Source organism: Geodermatophilus sp. CPCC 206100 (genome assembly GCF_048569675.1).
GTDB lineage: Bacteria > Actinomycetota > Actinomycetes > Mycobacteriales > Geodermatophilaceae > Geodermatophilus.
The window spans coordinates 115,199-133,917 of sequence record NZ_JAQISV010000017.1 but is presented as its reverse complement, the minus strand read 5'-3'; the positions used below and the strand labels follow the sequence as shown (position 1 = coordinate 133,917).

Here is an 18,719-nt window from a genome sequence, read left to right as displayed (position 1 = left end):
CGTACTTGCGCAGGCGGGCCCGGCCGACCTCCTCGGTGCGGGTGCCCACGTTGAGCCGCTCCTCCGAGCGGGTCATCGCGTTGTCCGTGGTGGGGCCGGAGGTGTCACGGCCCACGGCCGGACGGGTGTCGACACCGGCGGTGCCGGTGACGTCGCGGTCCCGGTCGGTCAGGTCGCGGTCGCCCGTCGTCATGCCGGTGGTGGCCATGCCCGTCGTGGACTCGGTGCGGGTCTGGTCGGTGCGGCCCACGGTGGTGTCGCTGCGGCCGGTGCCCGTGCCGAGGTGGACGTCGTAGTACCGGTAGAGCTCCTGCTCCTCCTGGGGGGAGAGGTGCCCGTCGGTGTCGATCTTCGGGGCGTCCTTGACGGCGCTCTTGCTCACCGGGACCCGCAGGCCGTCGTCGGTGAGGTCGGCGTTCCGGATGGGGACGAAGGACTCCTTGGTGCCGAACAGACCGGTGCGGACGGTGACCCACTCCGGCTGGCCGGTCTCGTCGTCCAGGTACACCTCGGAGGCCGAGCCGATCTTCTCGCCGCTCTGGTCGTAGACGTCCTTGCCGATCACACGGCTGATGGTGTCGGTGCCGATCATCGTCGCTGTCGCTCCCATCTGAGCACGGGGTGGAACGGTCTCTGGGGTGGTGACCGGCCCCCGGCTGCCGAAACGGAAACCCCAGGGGCGACACGCCCGACGGTGCGGAGACGGGTACTCTGCGTCGGCGATCCGCACCACCTCGCGACGCGAAACCGCAGCTCAGCCCGGCACAAGTGCCGGTCCGGCGCACGCCGGCCCGGGGTCCCCCCAGGCCGTGACAACCAGTGACGGGCTCGGCGTCGGGCGTGTCGCACCGGGCGTGTTCTCGGCGCGTCGCGCCCGGTCGGAGGGCCCGGTCTGCCCATCCTGGAGGGCGTGCCTCCCCGCTCGCCGTACGACGACCTCGTCCACCCGCGCACCGTCAAGAAGCCGCCCCCGCAGATCGAGGCCGAGCGCGACCTCGTCGTCGAGGACCCGAGCTCGGGCTTCGTGGGCGCCGTGGTGCGCTGCGAGAAGGACGTCGTCCACCTCGAGAACCGGTTCGGCAAGACGCGCGCCTATCCGCTGGGCCCCGGCTTCTGGGTCGACGGCCGGCCGGTCGTGCTCGTGCGCCCGAAACCGCAGGCGCCGGCCGCTCCGGCCCGGAGCGCGTCGGGCTCGACGTTCGTGGCCGGCGCCCGGGCGCGCGTGGCCCGCGAGGGGCGCATCTACGTCGAGGGCAAGCACGACGCCGAGCTGGTCGAGAAGGTGTGGGGCCACGACCTGCGGATCGAGGGCGTCGTCGTCGAGCCCCTGCACGGCGTCGACGACCTGCCGGCGATCGTCCGGGACTTCCGCCCCGCGTCGGGACGGCGCCTGGGCGTGCTGGTCGACCACCTGGTCTCAGGCTCCAAGGAGTCGCGGATCGCGGCGCAGGTGACCGGTGCGCACGCGCTCGTCGTCGGCCACCCCTTCATCGACATCTGGCAGGCGGTGAAGCCCCAGGTGGTGGGCATCCGCGCCTGGCCGACGGTGCCGAGGGGCGAGTCGTGGAAGGACGGCGTCTGCCGCCGGCTGGGCTGGGAGGACGACACCGGCTACGTCTGGGCGCAGCGCATCCTCGCCCGCGTGCGCACCTGGACCGACCTGGAGCCGGCGCTCATCGGCCGCGTGGAGGAGCTCATCGACTTCGTCACGACCGACTGACGCCCCTTGCCCCGGCCGGCCGTCGGTGCCGTTGTCCCGATGACTTGGTCATCGAGTGCCGCCGACCTCGGGGTGGCGCCCGGGACGGTCGCCCGCGCCTACGCCGAGCTCGAGGCCGCCGGCCTGGTCACCAGCCGCCGGCGCACCGGCACGGTGGTCACCGGCCGCGACCCCGCGCCGCCGGCCGAGGACCGGGTGCGGGCGACCGCCGACCGGCTCGCCACCGAGGCCCGCGCGGCGGGGCTGGACGGGGACACGGTCCTCGCCCTCGTCCGCGCGGCCTGGGTGCGCCGGGGCGGCTGACCGGGTCAGGGCAGCCGGGGGACCATCGGCAGCCGGGACCGCACGAACAGCCCGGTCAGGAGCACGGCCAGCAGTGGAACGCCCACCGCCACGGCGGCCAGGACCAGCCACGGGACGTCGACCAGCGGTGGGCCGGGGGTCCGCGTCAGCGGCCGGGCCACCGCGATGCCCGGCACGAGCCCGACGAGCACGCCCAGCCCGGCCCCCACGCCGGCCACCACCGCGGCCGAGCTCATCGCCACCGTCCGCCGGGTCCGCGGCGCCGCTCCCAACGCGGCGAGGGTGGCGAAGTCCGGCCGTGCGTCGGTGAGGGCCAGGCCGGTGGCGGTGACGGTCGCGATGAGCACCAGCACGGCGGCCACCGCCACGAGCAGCAGCCGGGCCAGCTCGAGCCGGTCGCTCCACCCGCGCTCCACGTACAGCGACGTGGCGGGGGAGACCGCCGCCAGGCTGCCGGTGAGCCGCTGCTCCACCGCCGGCGTCACCGGGTCCGCAGGCGTCCCGACGACCAGGCCCACCGGCGACACCGGCAGCGGCAGCCGGTCGGCGAGCGACGGCGGCACGACGACCAGCGCGGGGAGGGCGACCTGCCCGGTGGCGGCGGCGGGCGCCTGCACGGCCGGCAGGCGCACCTCGCCGGCCGGCGTCGCGGCGCCCTCGTCGTACCGCACACCGGCGAGGGTCACCTCTCCCCCGGCCAGCGCGCCGGTGCCGAACACCACGACCCGCCCGCGGTCCAGCGCCCGCCCGACCGCCTCGTCGAGCCGGCCGGGGAACGCCGCGCGCAGGGTCGCCGCGTCGGCCACGACGAGGTCCCGGGAGTACGACGCGGGCCCCTCGGACGGCAGCCACCGGCACTCGGTCAGCGCGCCGGTGCACCCCGGCTGCACCGCGGCGACCTCGCGGGACTCCCCCAGCGGCACCGCGGCGAGGGCGTGCACCGGGCTCCCGGGGGCCGCCGAACGGACCGCTGCCTCCGTCGCCGCCCACCCCTCCGGGTCGAGGTCGCCGGAGACCTGGGCGGTGCCCAGCGGCAGCAGCGGCAGGTAGTCGCGCGCCATCTGCGCGCTGTCGCTCGCACTGCCGATGGCCAGCGCGGTGACCCCCGCGACGGTGGCCATGACCGCGGCCACCGCCGGGGCCGTCCGGCTGCGGTTGCGGACGGCGTCGCGCAGCGCCAGCCGCCCCGGCGCGGGCAGCACCCGTCCGGCGGGCGCCAGGAGCCCGAGCAGCCAGGGCGTCGCGGCCACCGCACCCAGGACGAGGAGCACGGCGCCGCCGGCGACGGCGGGCTCGGCCCCCTCGGCGCCGAGCGCCACCACGACCAGGCCGGCCACGACGACCAGCAGGCCGCCGAGGGGCAGCCGCCAGGCCGTGCGCACCGGACCGCGGCGGCCGGCGAGCGAGGCGACGACGGGGAGCCGGGCGGCCCGGGCGGCCGGGACGGCGACCGCGCCGAGGGCGGCGAGGACGCCCACCGCCGCGACGGCGAGCACGTCGGCGACGGCCACGTCGAAGGGCCCGAAGGGCCGGCCGTCCCAGCCGCCGAGGACCGGCACCGCCGCGGCCGCGAGACCGATGCCCAGCGCGGCCCCGAGCACCGCGGCGCTCCCGCCGACCACGAGCCCCGAGGCCAGGACGACGCGGCGCAGGTCGCCGGGCGCCCCCCCGGTCACCGCGACCAGCGCCAGGTCGCGGCGCTGCCGCCGGACGCCGACGGCGAAGGCCGGCCCGGCCAGCAGCGCCACCTCGAGCACGACGGCGACGACGATGAGCGCGAGGACGAGGGTGTCCCGCCCGGAGCCGACGGAGGCGCCCGGCGGCAGCCACGCGTCCTCCGGGGGCGGGTCCAGGACCACCTCGCGGGAGACAGCGACGAGGCCCTGCGCGTTCAGCGCCTGGACCGCCGGCCAGGGGAGGCCGCCGGGGACGCGGGCGAAGAACTCCGTCGAGGACCCGGTGAGCAGCGCGGCGTCCGCCAGCGGCAGGACCAGCCGGGACGCCACGGCCGGGCCCGTGACCACGCCGACCACCTGCGCGGGGACGTCGTCCGCGGTGAGCAGGAGCTCGTCGCCGACGGCGATGCCGCGCCGGGCCAGCTGCCGGCTCACCGCCACCTCGCCGGACGCCGCCGGCAGCCGGCCCTCCTGCAGCTGCACGCCGCCGGGGAGCAGCGGGTCGGCCAGGTCCCCGGCCAGCGCCGAGACCCGGGTGTGCCCGGTCTCGGTCCGGTAGGAGGTCCCCCCGGCCACCCGCTCGACCACCCGGGAACCGGCGGGGAGCGCAGCGGCCACGTCGGCGCGGGTCCACGGCGGCTCGGCCGCCGGCGCGTCGGCCTGCCAGACCGCCCCCGTGGCCGGATCGGCCCACACCCGGGCCCGGGCCTCGCCGCGCAGCACGGCGTCGCTGGCCCCGAGCGTGTCCGGGAGCGCCTCGACCGGGGTGGTGTCGGTGGTCCGGTAGAGCGTGTCCGCGGCCGTGACGGCGAGCACCGGCAGGCCGACCATGAGGACGATCAGCAGGGTCCGGCCGCGGTGCCGCCGGGCATCCCGGGCGGCGATGCGCAGTGCGAGCCGCCAGCGCACCAGCCACCTCGTCACACCGCACCGCCCGCGGGCAGCAGGGACTCTGCCCCGGCCACCGGCCCGCTCTGGTCCACCACGACCCCGTCGCGGAGGAACACCACCCGGTCGGCCCAGGCCGCGTAGCGCGCCTCGTGGGTGACGAGCACCCCGGCCGCCCCCGCCTCGCAGCGGGCCCGCAGCACCCGCAGGACCTCCTCCCCGGTGGTGGAGTCCAGCGCGCCGGTGGGCTCGTCGGCCAGCAGCAGCCGGCGCGGCCCGACCAGCGCCCGGGCGATGGCGACCCGCTGCTGCTGGCCGCCGGACATCTCGTCCGGGAAGCGGCCGGCGAACGCGCCCATCCCGACCTCGTCGAGGGCCACCCGCGCCGCGCGGCGCGCCAGCCCACCGCGGACGCCGTCGAGCTCCAGCGGCAGCGCCACGTTCTCCACGGCGGACAGCGACGGCAGGAGGTTGAGGTCCTGGAACACGTAGCCGACGCTGCGCCGCCGGACGGCGGCGACCTGCGCGGCCGACAGCTCCGCCAGGTCGCGCCCCTCGACGACGACCCGGCCGGTGGTCGGGGCGTCCAGGCCGCCGGCGATCTGCAGGAGCGTGGACTTGCCGGAGCCCGAGGGGCCCATGACCGCGACCAGTTCGCCGGCGCTCACCGACAGGTCCACCCCGCGCAGCGCCTGCACGACGGTCTCCCCCTGGCGGTGCTCGCGGCCGACGCCGGTCAGGACCAGCACCGGGGCGCTCACCGCCGGCCCCGCTCGGGAGCCGGTGCGGCGGCCGGCGCGGCCGGCGCCGCGACCGCGGTCCGGGCCAGCGCCGCACGGGCGACCCGCGCGTCACAGTGGTCCAGCCAGCGGATCTCCGCCTCGGCGCGGAAGACCAGCGAGTCGAGCACCAGGGACCACGCGAGGTCCCCGGCGTCGTCCCCGGCACGCACCTTGAGCCGGGTCAGCTGCTGCAGCGCCGACATGGTGGCGGTGCGCTGGGTCTGGACGACACGGGGGACGTCGACCCCCGGCGTGGTCACCGCCAGCGCCAGCTTGATCGCCAGCTCGTCCCGGGGGGCGCCCTTGCCGCCGACGGGCGAGCCGAACCACTCCCGCAGCTCGCTGCGGCCGTCGTCGGTGATGCGGTAGGCGATCCGCCCGTCGGCGTCGGGCTCGCCCTCCTGGACGACGAGGCCGTCGCGCTCGAGGCGGTCGAGGGTCGAGTAGACCTGGCCCACGTTCAGGGGCCAGGTCGCCCCGGTCGCGGCGTCGAACTCACCGCGCAGCTGGTAGCCGTGCCGCGGGCCGCGTTCGAGCAGCGCGAGGAGGCTGTGTCGGATGGACATGTACGCAGTATGCATACGGCGTATGCCCACTGGTGCGGTCGACGCCGCGACGCGCCGAGCGGGGTGCCAGGGACGCGGTTCCCGCACCCTGGCACCCCACCGAGCGGATCAGTCGGGGATGTAGGCGAAGGTGTCCGGGTCGGGCCCGGTGCGCTCGCCGCGGTCGAGCCCGGTGATGGCGGCCATCGCCGCCTCGTCCAGCTCGAAGTCGAAGAGGTCGAAGTTCTCCTCGACGCGGCTGCGGGTCACCGACTTCGGGAAGACGACGTCGCCGCGCTGGACGTGCCAGCGGAGGGTCACCTGGGCCGGGGTCTTGCCGACGCGCTCGGCGATCTGGGTGATGACCGGGTCGCCGGTGACCCTCCCCTTGGCGATCGGCGCCCACGCCTCGGTGGCGATCTCGTGCTGCGCGTTGAAGGTGCGAGCCTCGTCGTTGCCGAGGTAGGGGTGCGCCTCGATCTGGTTGACCGCGGGGCGGACCTCGGTGCCGGCGAACAGGTTCCGCAGGTGGTGCGGCTGGAAGTTGGAGACGCCGATCGCCCGCACGCGGCCGCTGGCGTAGATCTCCTCCATCGCCTTCCACCGCGCCACGTAGTCGCTCACGCTGGCCAGGGGCCAGTGGACGAGGAACAGGTCGAGCTGGTCGAAGCCGAGCTGGGCCAGGGTCTCGTCGAACGAGCGGAGGACGTCGTCGCGGCTCTGCCGGTTGTTGTTGAGCTTGCTGGTGACGAACACCTCCTCCCGCGGGATCCCGGAGTCGCGGATCCCCGCGCCGACCCCCTTCTCGTTGCCGTACATCTGCGCGGTGTCGATGTGCCGGTAGCCGACCTCCAGCGCCGTGCGCGTGGCCTCGGCGGTCTGGTCCGGCGGGATCTGGAAGACGCCGAACCCCAGCTGGGGGATCTCGACGCCGTTGTTGAGTCGGATGGTGGGCACGGTGGCCACAGGCGATGTTCCTCTCGGATCGGGGAGGGCGGCGCTCACGACGGGGCCGCCCTCCGGGGCGCTACCCCTTGACGCCGTCGTCAACCCGAGCGACCGGCTGCCCCGTCCCGGCCGGCACCCGCGGCCCCCGGCGCAGCAGCGGCGCCCCGGCGAGCGCGAGCAGGACCGCTCCGGCCGCCGCGAGGGCCGGGACGGCGAAGGCGGTCTCCGCCCCCCACGCGTCGACGGCCGCCCCGGCCAGCGCCGAGCCCGCGGTGACGCCGAGCGTGAGCCCGGTCGTCGTCCACGACAGCGCCTCGGTCAGTGCCGCGCGCGACACCCGGGACTCGACCAGGGAGGTGCCCGACACCAGCACCGGGGCGATGGTGAGCCCGGCGAGGAACCCCACGCCGACCAGGACCGGCAGCGACCCGACGCCCCACAGCAGCTGGACGGCGAGCCCGAAGGCGACCGCGGTGGCGAGGAACCGGCTGACCAGCGTGCCGGGCAGCCGGGCGACGCCGTAGACCAGGCCCGCGACGAGGCTGCCGCCCGCGAACACGGCCAGGACCAGCCCGGCCAGCGCGGTCACGCCCTCGGCGTCGGCGAACCCCACGACGACGACGTCCACCGCTCCGAAGACGACCCCGACGGCCACGTACGCCGCCGAGACAACGAGCACCGTCGCGTTCAGGGCCGCCCACCGGCGGGAGGGGGTGCCGGGGTCGGGCACGTGGAGGGTCGGCTCGGTGGCGCGCTGGCCGGCCAGCCAGAAGCCGCCGGCCGATCCGAGCACGATGCCGGTCAGGAACCCGACCGGCGGGGCGACCAGCGTGGCGAGCAGGGTCACCAGCGGCGGCCCGACCACGAACACCACCTCGTCGACGACGGCCTCCAGCGCGAAGGCGGTCTGCCGGCGGCCGGCGTCGTCCAGGGCGGCCACCCAGCGGGCCCGGACGAGCGAGCCGATGTTGGGCCCGCTGGCTCCGCACAGCGCGGCGAGGACGAACCACGACCAGCGCGGCGCCCCCGCGGTCACCGCCGCGACGAACGCGACCCCGGAGACCAGGTAGACGGTCATGGCCACGCGCAGGACGGCGCCCTGGCCGCGGCGGTCCATGGCGCGCGCCCACTGTGGGCTGGCGACGGAGAAGCTCAGCGCCAGCGTCCCGGAGACCGCGCCGGCCAGCCCGTAGCTGCCGGTCTCGCCGGCGACGAGCAGCACGGCGCCGAGGCCGAGCATCGGGATGGGCAGGCGGGCGACCCAGCCGGCGAAGGAGAACGCCACGGAGCCGGGCACGGCGAACAGGCGGGCGTAGGGACCGAAGACGCTGCGGGGGGACACGGGACTCTCGCGCTTCCTGGCCACAGGCGAGTGCGGGGATCCCCGCCGGGCTCTCGGGTGGCCCCGGAACGGTAGCAACCACCGCCGACGCCCTGCCGTCGGTTTTCGCGGGAACCGCCGCGTCGTCGGCCGCGTGTCGCCCCGCTGGTGCATGAACGTTCATGCACTCTGTGTGAGCGACCGCGCACACGCTGCGGCCACCGATCTCGAGGAGTCCCGTGCCCCCGTCCTCCCGCCCGCGCCTCCTACTCGCGCTGCTGCTGGCGCTCGCCGTCCTGCTCACCCCCGGTGTCGCCGCCGCGAAGGGCGGCAGCGACGACGCCGCCTCCTCCGACGACGGCGGGGGCGGGGCCGGTGGCGGCTCGGTCGGCGCCGGCGACTTCGCCGTCACCGTCAACGGCCGGACCACCGACCCGGCCGCCGGGCGCGAGGCCCGCCTGCGCGACGTCACGCCCACCGGCCCGATCGCCGTCCGCGGCCGGCACGTCACCTTCGTCATCGACCCCGCGACCCTCGGCGTCCACGACTACACGCTCACCGGCGCCCCCGACCCGCAGCGCATGGTGACCGCGCCGACGGTCGTCTTCGCCTCGAAGGTGCCGCAGCTGACCGCCGCGCAGCGGCGCGGCGTCCGGATCACCGAGCTGCGGCTGCGCGACGGCGTCCTCGTCGCCGAGTTCGCCGCGGGCGGCGGGAAGCTCAAGGTCCAGGCGAAGGACGCCCCGCAGGGCGGCATCTTCCAGATGGAGCAGGAGTTCGGCGGCCCCGTCGAGTACGTGCACACCCTCGGCCCGACGCTGTTCTACTTCGTCAACGAGTTCACCGGGAAGGTCAACTTCGGCGACGGCCTCGCCGGCGACGCGACGCACCAGATGCTGCTGGGCAAGGACAGCCCCCAGGTGGCGACCAAGCTGTACCAGGACGGGACGACGACCCGCTGGTCGGTGGCCTCGGGCGGCCGGATGGGCGGCGTGCTCGGCGAGGACGCGATCGAGCTGTCGGCCGGTGCCACCGACTGCACCAGCGACTGCCAGGCCCGCAACCGGCTCCGGGGCTCGGTGCCGGTGCCGCCGGAGCCGGTCGACCCGACGCCGATCGGCTGACCGCACACCTCCCCGACGGGGGCGGCCGGGACCCCGGTCGCCCCTGTCGCGCGTCCGGAGGACGGCGCGGTGTCGGGACGCGCCACTACATTCGGGGCGTGACCTCGACGAGCCCGCTGCCCGACCCGGTGCTGCGCCGTCCGGACCCGGCCCCCGGGACGGGCGGACTGGTGGACCGGCACGGCCGGACCGCCACCGACCTGCGGGTGTCACTGACCGACCGCTGCAACCTGCGCTGCACGTACTGCATGCCGCCCGAGGGCCTGGACTGGCTGCCCAAGGTCGAGGTGCTGACCGACGACGAGCTCGTGCGGCTGGTCCGCATCGGCGTGGAGCAGCTCGGCATCCGCGAGGTCCGCTTCACCGGCGGCGAGCCGCTCCTGCGGCCGGGCCTGGTCGGCATCGTGCAGGCCGCCACGTCCCTCGCACCCCGGCCCGAGGTCAGCCTGACCACGAACGCGATCGGGCTGGTGCGGGTGGCCCCGGCCCTGGCCGCGGCCGGGCTCGACCGGATCAACGTCAGCCTCGACACCCTCGACCGCGGGCGCTTCAAGCAGCTCACCATGCGCGACCGGCTCGACGACGTGCTGGCCGGCCTGGCCGCCGCCCGGGACGCCGGCCTGACGCCGGTCAAGGTCAACGCCGTCCTCCTGCACGGGATGAACGACGTCGACGCCGTTCCGCTGCTGGACTTCTGCCTGGAGCAGGGCTACCAGCTGCGCTTCATCGAGCAGATGCCGCTGGACGCCCACCACGCCTGGACCCGGGGCCGGATGGTCACCGCCGAGGACATCCTCGAGCGGCTGTCGGCGGCGCACACCCTCACCCCGGACCCCGAGGAGCGCGGCTCCGCGCCGGCCGAGCGGTGGCTGGTCGACGGCGGCCCGGCGACCGTCGGGGTCATCGCCTCGGTGACCCGCTCGTTCTGCGGCACCTGTGACCGCACCCGCCTGACCGCCGACGGGCAGGTGCGCAACTGCCTGTTCGCCCGAGAGGAGTCCGACCTGCGGACGGCGATGCGCGCCGGGGCCACCGACGAGGAGCTGGCCGACCGCTGGCGGATCGCCACACTGTCGAAGCTGCCCGGGCACGGCATCGACGACCCCAGCTTCCTGCAGCCCACGCGCCCGATGTCCGCGATCGGCGGCTGACGCCGTGCCATCCTCGGTCACCGTCCGGTACTTCGCCGGGGCCCGCGCGGCCGCCGGCGTCGACACCGAGACCCGCACCGCCGGCACCCTCGAGGAGCTGGTCGGGCAGCTCGTCGAGTCCCACGGCGAGAAGCTCGAGCGGGTGCTCACCGCCTGCTCGTTCCTCGTCGACGGAACGCAGACGCGGAACCGGACGTTGGTGCTGGAACCCGGGGCGGTCGTCGACGTGCTGCCCCCGTTCGCCGGAGGATGAACCACCCACGTGACGGCGCTGCCTCACCATCGCCCCTCGCCTGATCCCCGCACCGCCCGATGATCGAGTGGTTGCTCGTCGGCGTCGGCGTCCTGCTGATCGTCGCCTGTGCCGGCTTCGTCGCCTTCGAGTTCGCGCTGGTCACCGTCGACCGCGTCACCGTGGAGCGCGAGGCGGAGGCCGGCCGGCCCCGGGCGGCCGGCGTCCTCGCCGCCATGCAGACGCTGTCCACCCAGCTCTCCGGCGCCCAACTCGGGATCACGGTCACCAACCTGGCCATCGGGTTCGTCGCCGAGCCCTCGATCGCGGCCCTGCTGCAGGGGCCGCTCGCGTCGGCCGGCCTGTCCGGTGCCGCGGCCCGCTCGGTGTCGATCACCCTGGCGCTGGTCCTCGCGACCGTGCTGACCATGGTGTTCGGCGAGCTGGTGCCCAAGAACCTCGCCATCTCCGACCCGCTGCGCACGGCCAAGGCCGTCTCCGGGTTCCAGCGCGGCTTCACCCGGGGCACCGCGCTGGTGATCCGGTTCCTCAACGGCTGGGCCAACGGCATCCTGCGCCGGCTGTTCGGCGTCGAGCCCCAGGAGGAGCTGGCGTCGGCCCGCTCACCGGAGGAGCTCACCTCGCTGGTCCGCCGGTCCCGGACCGTGGGCACCCTGCCCGCGGAGACCGCCACGCTCCTGGAGCGCGGGCTGGCGTTCGGTGAGCTGCGCGCCAGCGACGTCGCCACCCCGCGGATCCGCATGACCACCGTGCCGGTCGACGCCCCGGTCGCCACGGTCCTCGCCGCCGCGCGCGAGTCCGGGCACTCGCGGTTCCCCGTGGTGGCGGGCTCCGGCGCCGACGACGTCGTCGGGATGGTCCACGTGAAACACGCCCTGGCGGTCGAGCGCGACCGCCGCGCCGGGGTGCCGGTCGAGCAGGTGATGATCCCGCCGCTGTTCGTGCCCACCTCCCGCCAGCTGGACGAGCTGCTCGTGGACCTGCGCCGCGGCGGCCTGCAGATGGCCGTCGTCGTCGACGAGTACGGCGGCACCGACGGCGTGGTGACCGTCGAGGACCTGGTCGAGGAGCTGGTCGGCGCGGTCTCCGACGAGCACGACGAGGCGGTCGAGCAGGAGGTGCTCGACCGCGGCGACGGCACCTGGTCGGTGTCGGGGCTGCTGCGGCCGGACGAGGTCAGCGCCCTCACCGGCCTCGCCGTCCCGACCGACCGGCACTACGAGACGGTCGGCGGCCTGGTGCTGCACCACCTGGGCCGCATGCCGGAGCCGGGCGACCGGGTGAGCGCCCTGCGCCAGCTGCCGCCCGAGCTCGCCGCGGAGGCCGAGGGACACCCCGGCGGGGTCTGGGTCGAGGTGGAGAGCCTCGACGGCACCCGCGTGGACCGGGCCCGCATGGGCGCGCTGACCGCCGGCGACGAGGCCGAGGAGGCCGACCGTGGGTGACTGGGTCGGGGTGCTGGTCGCCGTCGTCCTGCTGCTGGCCAACGCCTTCTTCGTCGGCGCCGAGTTCGCGCTCGTCTCGGCGCGCCGCTCGTCGATCGAGCCGCTGGCCGAGGCCGGCTCGCGCCGGGCGCGCACCACGCTGGCGGCGATGGAGCGGGTGTCGCTCATGATGGCCGGCGCGCAACTGGGCATCACCGTCTGCTCGCTGGGCCTCGGGGCCATCGGCGAGCCCGCCGTGGCGCACCTGCTGGAGCCGGTGTTCGAGGCGCTCGCGGTGCCCGAGGCGCTGGTGCACCCGATCTCCTTCGTGATCGCGCTGACCGCTGTCGTCGCGCTGCACGTGGTGATCGGCGAGATGGTCCCCAAGAACCTCGCCCTCGCCGGGCCGGACCGCGCCGCGCTGGCGCTCGCGCCACCGCTGTCGGGCGTGGTCACGGTGCTCAAGCCGGTGATCGTCGGCCTCAACGCCCTCGCCAACGGCGTCCTGCGGCTGCTGGGGATCGACCCGAAGAACGAGGTGACCAGCTCGTTCACCCGCGACGAGGTGGCCGGGCTGCTCGACCAGTCCCGGGCCGGCGGGCTGCTCGACAAGCGCGAGCACGACCTGCTCACCGGCGCGCTCGCGCTGGAGGACCGGGACACCCGCGCGGTGCTCATCCCCCGCGCGGAGCTCACCACGCTGGACCCCGACGACGGCGCGCTGGCCGTCGAGCGGGCCGCCGCGCGCACCGGGTTCTCCCGCTTCCCGGTCGTGCGCGACGGCGAGTTCACCGGGTACGTGCACGTCAAGGACGTGCTCGTGGCCGACGGCGAGCCGGACGTCCGGGTCGCCGACATCACCCGTCCGCTCCCCCGGGTGCCGGCCACCGGTGACCTGCGCACCACGCTGCAGACGATGCAGGCCGACGGCGCCCAGTTCGCCGCGGTGACCGAGGACGGCGCCGTGCTCGGCGTGGTCGCCCTGGAGGACATCCTCGAGGAACTGGTCGGCGAGATCCGCGACGCCGTGCACCGGTGACCCGCTCGCCACCCGCGCGACGACCGGTGCGCCACGGGCGCGCTCCGGACCGGACAATGGGGACATGAGCATCTTTGGGCGGGCCAAGGCGAAGGCCGAGGAGCTGATCGGGCGCGCGGAGGAGGTCTACGGCGAGTCGCACGGCGACGCCGCGGCGCAGACGGCCGGCGAGGCCCGGCGGCTCGAGGGTGAGGCCGAGGAGGAGGCCGCCGAGCGCGACGCGGGCCCGGACGGCGACGGGGTCCCCGGCCGGCACTGACCGCAGCCGGCACACCGGGCGCGCCGGACCGGCGCGCCCCGAACGGGGAGAGGTGGTCGGGATGGTCCTCCCGGAACCGGGGATCGCGGACGTGGCGCCCTGGCAGGACTTCACCGGTGCCGCCTGCGGTGCCCTGGAGTTCCTGCACCAGCAGTTGGGCTGGGACGTGTGGACGGTGACCCGCGTCGTCGACGACCGGCAGGTCGTGCTGCACGCCCACCCGGCCTCGGCGGTCCCCGCCGGGGCGTCCTTCCCGTGGGAGGAGAGCTTCTGCCGGCTGATGGTGGCCGGGGAGGCGCCCCGTGCGGCGACGGTGACCGCGGCGGTTCCCGAGTACGCCGCCCGGTCGCTCGGGCCGGGCGGCCGGGTGGCGGCCTACCTCGGCGTGCCGCTGGTGACCGCCGACGGCCGGCTGTTCGGGACGCTGTGCGCGGTGGCCTTCCGGGCCCGGCCGCGCAGCGCGGCCCGCGACCTGCCGGTGGTGGAGCTGGTGGCGCGGATGCTCAGCACCCTCATGGCCGCCGGAGTCACCCCGCCCGACCTGCGTCCGGACTGCTGAGGCGGCTGATCGCCGGGCTCGTCCCCGGCGGCTGACCGCCGGGCTCCCCGGCGGCGGACCGCCCCGCGCCGTCGCCGGGCCGCGCCCACCGGGCCGCTTCCCGAGGCCCTCGTCGGGCCGCCCCCTCCCGAGCCCTGCGGAGACCAGCGATGACCCGATCGGACGACGCCACCACCGCGCGGGACGGCGGAGCCCCGGACTCCTCCGTCCGGATCACGGTCGACGGGCACGTGCTCGCCGACGCCGACGTCCACCCGACCGACGACCCCCGGGTGGTGCACTCGGACCTCCACGTGGAATCGGGGCAGCTGCCCCTGGGGACCCGCGGCCGGCTCGTCGACGCCGTCCTCGACCACCCGTCGGTCGACCGGGCCGAGCGCCTGGTCGCCACCATGCCGATCAGCGACACCGAGATGCTCGACCGGGTCCGCGAGCGGACCACCGACGTGGCCGCACGCGCCGCCGGCGCCACGAAGATCGTCGAGGCTCGGCTGCCGCACTCGGACTGACCGGCGTCCCGTCCCGCCCCTTCCCGCAGCGGCCCGGCGGTGCCAGGGTGACCGCCAGATCCACCCACGGTCCCGTCCGGCGCACTGGCGCGCCGACCAGGAGGCACGGATGGCCCGCTCCACCCTCCCCCGCACCCGCTCGCGCGCGGCCGTGCTCGTGGCCGCGGTCCTCGGCCTCGGCGCGAGCACCGTCGCCCCGGCCGCGGCGCACGCGCCCGACGTCATCGTGCTGCCGGGCGCCGGGGGTGCCGAGGGCATGGCCGCCGGCCGCGGCGCCACCTTCTACGCCGGCGACCTGACCAACGGCAACATCTACCGGGGGGACCTCCGCCGGGGGACCGCGGAGCTGTTCATCCGTGCGCCCGCGGGCCGGGTGGCGGTCGGCATGGACACCGCCCTGCGGCACCGGCTGCTCTTCGTCGCCGGTGGCGCGACCGGCGACGCCTACGTCTACGACCTGCGCACCGGACGGACCGTCGCCACCTACGAGTTCGGCCCGGCCGCCTCGTTCGTGAACGACGTCGTCGTCACCGAGGACGGCGCCTGGTTCACCGACAGCCGCCGCGGCGTGCTGTACCACGTGCCGCTCGGCCGGCACGGCGACCTCGGCGAGGGCCGCGAGCTGCCGCTGCGCGGTTCGGCGGCCGACGCCGGTGACGAGTTCAACCTCAACGGGATCACCGCCACCGAGGACGGGCGGACGCTGGTCGTCGCCCACTCCGGCAACCAGTCGCTGTACACCGTCGACCCCCGGACCGGGGACAGCCGGCTGATCGGGGGCCTGGTGCTGGAGAACCTCGACGGGGTCGAGCTGGAGGGGCGCACCCTGTGGGCGGTGCAGAACCGCTCGAACCGGATCGCGGAGATCCGGCTGGACCGCGACCTCTCCTCGGGGCGGGTCCGCGACGTGATCACCGACGAGGACTTCGACGTCCCCACGACGGCGATCCTCTGGAAGGGCGGTCTCGCGGCCGTCAACGCCCAGTTCGGCGACACCGCGGGTGCCGCGGCCAACCCGTTCGAGGTCGTCCTGGTCGACGACTGAGCCCCACCTAGGGGCAGGCGACCCACTCCTCCTCGCCGTCGGTGAAGACCTGCCGCTTCCAGATCGGCAGCCGCTTCTTCACCTCGTCGACGAGCTCGGCGCAGGCCGCGAAGGCCTGGCCGCGGTGCGACGCGCTGACCGCGCAGGCCAGCGCGACGTCCCCGATGCCGAGCATGCCCACCCGGTGCGAGACGGCGACGGCGTGCACGTCGGCCCGCGCGGCGAACTCCCGCGCCAGCTCCTCGATGACGGCCTGCGCCGTCGGGTGGCCCACGTACTCCAGTTCGGTCACCGACCGGCCGCCGTCGTGGTCGCGGACGACGCCGGAGAAGGAGACGACCGCGCCGGCGGCCTTGTCGGCCACCGCGTCCTCGTGCTCGGCGACCGACAGCGGGACGTCGACGACGCGGGCGATCACGGCGCCGACGGTACCCCGCCCGGCGGCACGTCGAGGTCGGTCGGATCGGCCAGGCCGGTGCAGTCGACCTCGACGACCGGGTGGGTGGCCAGGTAGCGGCGGGCGCCCTCGTCACCGGTCGCGGTCGCAGCCACCCCGGCCCAGTGCTCGCGGCCGAGCAGCACCGGGTGCCCGCGGACGCCGTCGTAGGCGGCGATCGCCAGGGCGTCCGGCGCCGCGTGCCCGGCCAGGCGCTCCAGCGCGGCGGGGGTCATCCCCGGCATGTCGACCAGCAGGACGAGGGCGGCGTCCACCTGCCCGGGCCACGCCCGCAGACCCTCGAGCCCGGTCCGCAGGGACGACGCCATGCCGGTCTCCCAGTCACGGTTGGCCAGCACGGTGGCCCCGTCGAGGTCGGCGGTGCGCCACACGTCGACCGCCCGGGCGCCCAGCACGACCAGGACCGGGTCGCACACCGCCCGCGCCGTCCGGACCGCGCGCTCGACCAGCAGGCTGCCGCCGTACTCGACCAGCGCCTTGGGCATCCCGTAGCGGCGACCGCCCCCCGCGGCGAGGACCAGCCCCGCGACCGTGCTCACGCCCCCACCCTCCCAGGAGGCCGGGGACGGCCGGCCCCGCGCCTCCCGGGAGGTCGGGCCCTCAGGCCGTGGGGATCAGGTCGCTGCCGTCGACCGGCACGAGGTCGGCCGGCTCCTCCACCGTCGGCAGCGCCGGGCGCCGGACCACCGCCGGGTTCGGGTTGGCGTTGAACAGCAGCCGGAACACGTCGGGCCGGGAGTAGTGCCCGACCGGGTCGGCGGCCGACTTGGCGACGGCCAGGAGCGCGGGGTCGAGGTCGGCGTAGAGGATGCCCTCCTCCGTCTCGGGCAGGGGCTGGGCCAGCTCGGTGCCCTCCGGCCCGTAGATGCGGGCGAACCCGCCGCCCTGACGCAGCAGCTCGCGCTTGGCGTCGGTGTCGGCGAACAGCTCGTGGGCGGCGGGGCCGATGACACCGCAGGGGGCGAGGACGAAGGTCTGGCCCTCGACGGCGTAGACGAGGCTCGCGGCGTTGTTCACCTCAGGGCCGAGGGCCTGCGCGGCGCCGCGGTACAAGGAGAAGCTGGGCCACGACGCCACGTGGATCTGCTCGCCCAGGCTGTACATCGCGTACTTGGTCAGCGGCTGGAAGTGCTCCCAGCAGTTGAGGGCGCCCAGCCGGCCGAAGGGCGTCTCGTGCACCTGGATGTCACTGCCGTCGCCCTCGCCGAAGACGCTGCGCTCGACGTGGGTGGGCTTGAGCTTGCGGCGGACGCCGACCACCTTGCCCGTGTCGTCGAGGAAGGCCTGGGACATGTACAGGCTGCCCCCGGCCCGCTCGCTGAAGCCGAGGACGACGTGCACGCGGTGCTCCGCGGCAGCCGCCGCGATGCGCGCCATCTCCGCGCCGTCCCGGGTCATCGAGTTCGTGCTGTACCGGGCGACGAACTGCATGCCCCAGGCCGGCGCGTCCAGCCAGATCCACCAGGGGTAGCCGGGGACGAAGGTCTCGGGGAAGGCGACGAGCCGGGCACCGTTGGCCGCGGCCTCGCCGATGAGGTCGACCACCTGCTGCACGCCGGCGTCCAGGTCCAGCCACCGGGGCTCGGCCTGCACTGCCGCAGCGCGCACCGTCTGTGCCGTCATGGGTCCTCCTCTGGGAGCCGGGTCGGGGCACCAGCGTGGAACGGCGGACGGGGGCCGGTACTGACGATCCGTGCCAGTTCACTGACCGGTCGCGCCGGTCCGGGCCGCCGCCCGGTACTCGGCCGGGGTCTGACCGGTGACGGCGCGGAAGGCGCGGTGGAACTGGGCCTCGCCCGCGAAGCCACACGCCGTCCCCACGCCGGCCACCGGGCGCCGCGGCTGGGTGGTGAGCAGCCGCTGCGCGTGCTCGACGCGGATGCGGCGGAGGACCGTGGTGAGGCCGGCCGGCTCGCCCTCGAACAGCCGGAACAGCGCCCGCCGGGACAGGCAGCAGGCGGCGGCGACGGAGTCGACGTCCAGGCGGGGGTCGGCGAAGCGCTCGCGCAGGTGTCGCGCGACCGCCTCGCGGGCCAGGACGCGGTCCTCGGGGACGGGCCCGACCCCGGAGGTGAGCCGGAGGGCGGTCGCCAGCAGACCGTCGGCGTGCGGGCTCAGGAGCGCGGCGCCGGCGGGGTCACGGCGCTGGAGGAGGGCGAGGCCGGTGAAGAACCCCGCCACCACCGAGCCCGGCCCCTCCGGGGCGAGAGGGACGGCGGTGTTGTGCACGGCCTCGTCCCGGACACCGGCGGCGGCGAGCAGCCGCTGGCGGGGCACCTGCACCACGGTCTGCTCGAAGGCGTCGTCGAAGTGGAGGGCGTAGGGGCGGGTGCTGTCGTAGAACGCCATGCTGCCCGGCCGGAGGTGGGCGACCCGGCCGTCCTGCTCGACCCGCCCCCGGCCGGTCACCTGGATGCTGGCCAGCAGGTAGTCCTCCGAGGTGCGGGCGATCAGCCGGCGGGTCCGCCGCACCCGCTGGCCGGTGGACCGCACCGTCGTCACCTGCACGCCGGGGAGGTCCACCAGCCGGAGGGCCCCGCTGAACGGCCCCGGCGTGGTGGGCGCCGCCGACAGCTGCACGAAGGTGTCGCAGATGAGGTCGCACCAGTACTCGAAGGCGCGCGCCGGCGGCACCTCCGCCGTCGAGCACTCGCGGACCGCGCCCCGTGCCGGATCGGCGCTCACGCGAGCATCGTGGCCCGTCGACCCGCGCGCC

21 protein-coding genes are annotated in these 18,719 nt (G+C 75.9%); 11 read left to right on the top strand and 10 right to left on the bottom strand.

What is annotated here, in order from left to right:
* Window positions 1–610 (bottom strand): PRC-barrel domain-containing protein (locus PGN05_RS10495; RefSeq protein ID WP_419752481.1); only part of this gene is annotated, 610 nt, incomplete at its 3' end.
* Window positions 611–910: 300 nt separating this feature from the next.
* Between PGN05_RS10495 and PGN05_RS10490 the strand changes: the two genes are divergently transcribed.
* Both PGN05_RS10490 and PGN05_RS10485 read left to right on the top strand, forming a co-directional pair.
* Window positions 911–1,720: a DUF3097 domain-containing protein gene (locus PGN05_RS10490; RefSeq protein ID WP_419752480.1), complete on the top strand. Its 810-nt coding sequence runs from the start codon at window positions 911–913 to the stop codon at window positions 1,718–1,720.
* 39 nt (window positions 1,721–1,759) lie between these two features.
* Window positions 1,760–2,023, top strand: a complete 264-nt coding sequence (locus PGN05_RS10485) for a GntR family transcriptional regulator (protein ID WP_419752479.1) — start codon at window positions 1,760–1,762, stop codon at window positions 2,021–2,023.
* Window positions 2,024–2,028: 5 nt separating this feature from the next.
* On the opposite strand, the gene PGN05_RS10480 is transcribed toward PGN05_RS10485, so the two are convergent.
* The 5 genes from PGN05_RS10480 to PGN05_RS10460 form a co-directional block, all read right to left on the bottom strand.
* Entirely contained in the window at window positions 2,029–4,608 is a 2,580-nt protein-coding gene (locus PGN05_RS10480) for an FtsX-like permease family protein (protein WP_419752478.1), read from the bottom strand.
* An 11-nt stretch (window positions 4,609–4,619) separates the two neighbouring features.
* Complete coding sequence (locus tag PGN05_RS10475) at window positions 4,620–5,348, bottom strand: ABC transporter ATP-binding protein (protein WP_419752477.1); 729 nt, start codon at window positions 5,346–5,348, stop codon at window positions 4,620–4,622.
* Complete coding sequence (locus PGN05_RS10470; protein WP_419752476.1) at window positions 5,345–5,935, bottom strand: PadR family transcriptional regulator; 591 nt, start codon at window positions 5,933–5,935, stop codon at window positions 5,345–5,347. Before PGN05_RS10470 ends, PGN05_RS10475 begins: the two co-directional genes overlap by 4 nt.
* A gap of 108 nt (window positions 5,936–6,043) precedes the next feature.
* Window positions 6,044–6,880 (bottom strand): aldo/keto reductase, encoded by an 837-nt coding sequence (locus PGN05_RS10465; protein WP_419752475.1) that lies wholly within the window; start codon window positions 6,878–6,880, stop codon window positions 6,044–6,046.
* A gap of 61 nt (window positions 6,881–6,941) precedes the next feature.
* On the bottom strand, window positions 6,942–8,204 hold the full coding sequence (locus PGN05_RS10460) for an MFS transporter (RefSeq protein WP_419752474.1): 1,263 nt from the start codon (window positions 8,202–8,204) through the stop codon (window positions 6,942–6,944).
* A gap of 218 nt (window positions 8,205–8,422) precedes the next feature.
* On the opposite strand from PGN05_RS10460, the gene PGN05_RS10455 reads away from it, so the two are divergent.
* From PGN05_RS10455 to PGN05_RS10415, 9 genes are all read left to right on the top strand, one after another.
* Window positions 8,423–9,307, top strand: a complete 885-nt coding sequence (locus PGN05_RS10455; protein ID WP_419752473.1) for a hypothetical protein — start codon at window positions 8,423–8,425, stop codon at window positions 9,305–9,307.
* A gap of 98 nt (window positions 9,308–9,405) precedes the next feature.
* Entirely contained in the window at window positions 9,406–10,458 is a 1,053-nt protein-coding gene (gene moaA / locus PGN05_RS10450; protein WP_419752472.1) for a GTP 3',8-cyclase MoaA, read from the top strand.
* Between the two features lie 4 nt (window positions 10,459–10,462).
* Entirely contained in the window at window positions 10,463–10,711 is a 249-nt protein-coding gene (locus tag PGN05_RS10445) for a MoaD/ThiS family protein (RefSeq protein WP_419752471.1), read from the top strand.
* 59 nt (window positions 10,712–10,770) lie between these two features.
* Window positions 10,771–12,156, top strand: coding sequence for a hemolysin family protein (locus PGN05_RS10440; RefSeq protein WP_419752470.1), 1,386 nt, complete (start codon window positions 10,771–10,773; stop codon window positions 12,154–12,156).
* Window positions 12,149–13,174, top strand: a complete 1,026-nt coding sequence (locus tag PGN05_RS10435) for a hemolysin family protein (RefSeq protein ID WP_419752469.1) — start codon at window positions 12,149–12,151, stop codon at window positions 13,172–13,174. The genes PGN05_RS10440 and PGN05_RS10435 overlap by 8 nt, the downstream gene beginning before the upstream one ends.
* Window positions 13,175–13,238: 64 nt before the next feature.
* Window positions 13,239–13,433 carry a hypothetical protein gene (locus PGN05_RS10430; RefSeq protein WP_419752468.1) on the top strand — a complete coding sequence of 65 codons (195 nt, stop codon included), beginning with the start codon at window positions 13,239–13,241 and terminating at the stop codon, window positions 13,431–13,433.
* Window positions 13,434–13,494: 61 nt separating this feature from the next.
* Window positions 13,495–13,992, top strand: a complete 498-nt coding sequence (locus PGN05_RS10425) for a GAF domain-containing protein (RefSeq protein WP_419752467.1) — start codon at window positions 13,495–13,497, stop codon at window positions 13,990–13,992.
* A 149-nt stretch (window positions 13,993–14,141) separates the two neighbouring features.
* Complete coding sequence (locus tag PGN05_RS10420) at window positions 14,142–14,501, top strand: hypothetical protein (RefSeq protein WP_419752466.1); 360 nt, start codon at window positions 14,142–14,144, stop codon at window positions 14,499–14,501.
* A 109-nt stretch (window positions 14,502–14,610) separates the two neighbouring features.
* A complete protein-coding gene (locus PGN05_RS10415; RefSeq protein WP_419752465.1) occupies window positions 14,611–15,546 on the top strand; it encodes a hypothetical protein in 936 nt (311 codons plus the stop codon).
* Between the two features lie 7 nt (window positions 15,547–15,553).
* Here PGN05_RS10415 and PGN05_RS10410 read toward each other — a convergent pair whose 3' ends face one another.
* The 4 genes from PGN05_RS10410 to PGN05_RS10395 form a co-directional block, all read right to left on the bottom strand.
* Window positions 15,554–15,964, bottom strand: a complete 411-nt coding sequence (locus PGN05_RS10410) for a molybdenum cofactor biosynthesis protein MoaE (protein WP_419752464.1) — start codon at window positions 15,962–15,964, stop codon at window positions 15,554–15,556.
* Entirely contained in the window at window positions 15,961–16,542 is a 582-nt protein-coding gene (locus PGN05_RS10405) for a nucleotidyltransferase family protein (protein WP_419752463.1), read from the bottom strand. Before PGN05_RS10405 ends, PGN05_RS10410 begins: the two co-directional genes overlap by 4 nt.
* A 61-nt stretch (window positions 16,543–16,603) precedes the next feature.
* Window positions 16,604–17,626: a carbon-nitrogen hydrolase family protein gene (locus PGN05_RS10400; protein ID WP_419752462.1), complete on the bottom strand. Its 1,023-nt coding sequence runs from the start codon at window positions 17,624–17,626 to the stop codon at window positions 16,604–16,606.
* A 78-nt stretch (window positions 17,627–17,704) separates the two neighbouring features.
* Window positions 17,705–18,688, bottom strand: a complete 984-nt coding sequence (locus tag PGN05_RS10395) for a helix-turn-helix domain-containing protein (RefSeq protein ID WP_419752461.1) — start codon at window positions 18,686–18,688, stop codon at window positions 17,705–17,707.
* Window positions 18,689–18,719 lie beyond the last annotated feature (31 nt).

Excerpts from the sequence above, each read along its gene's own strand:
- PGN05_RS10485 (WP_419752479.1), top strand. The coding sequence starts at position 1,760 with ATGACTTGGTCATCGAGTGCCGCCGACCTCGGGGTGGCGCCCGGGACG.
- PGN05_RS10470 (WP_419752476.1), bottom strand. The coding sequence starts at position 5,935 with ATGTCCATCCGACACAGCCTCCTCGCGCTGCTCGAACGCGGCCCGCGG.
- PGN05_RS10440 (WP_419752470.1), top strand. The coding sequence starts at position 10,771 with ATGATCGAGTGGTTGCTCGTCGGCGTCGGCGTCCTGCTGATCGTCGCC.
- PGN05_RS10430 (WP_419752468.1), top strand. The coding sequence starts at position 13,239 with ATGAGCATCTTTGGGCGGGCCAAGGCGAAGGCCGAGGAGCTGATCGGG.
- PGN05_RS10425 (WP_419752467.1), top strand. The coding sequence starts at position 13,495 with ATGGTCCTCCCGGAACCGGGGATCGCGGACGTGGCGCCCTGGCAGGAC.
- PGN05_RS10420 (WP_419752466.1), top strand. The coding sequence starts at position 14,142 with ATGACCCGATCGGACGACGCCACCACCGCGCGGGACGGCGGAGCCCCG.
- PGN05_RS10415 (WP_419752465.1), top strand. The coding sequence starts at position 14,611 with ATGGCCCGCTCCACCCTCCCCCGCACCCGCTCGCGCGCGGCCGTGCTC.
- PGN05_RS10400 (WP_419752462.1), bottom strand. The coding sequence starts at position 17,626 with ATGACGGCACAGACGGTGCGCGCTGCGGCAGTGCAGGCCGAGCCCCGG.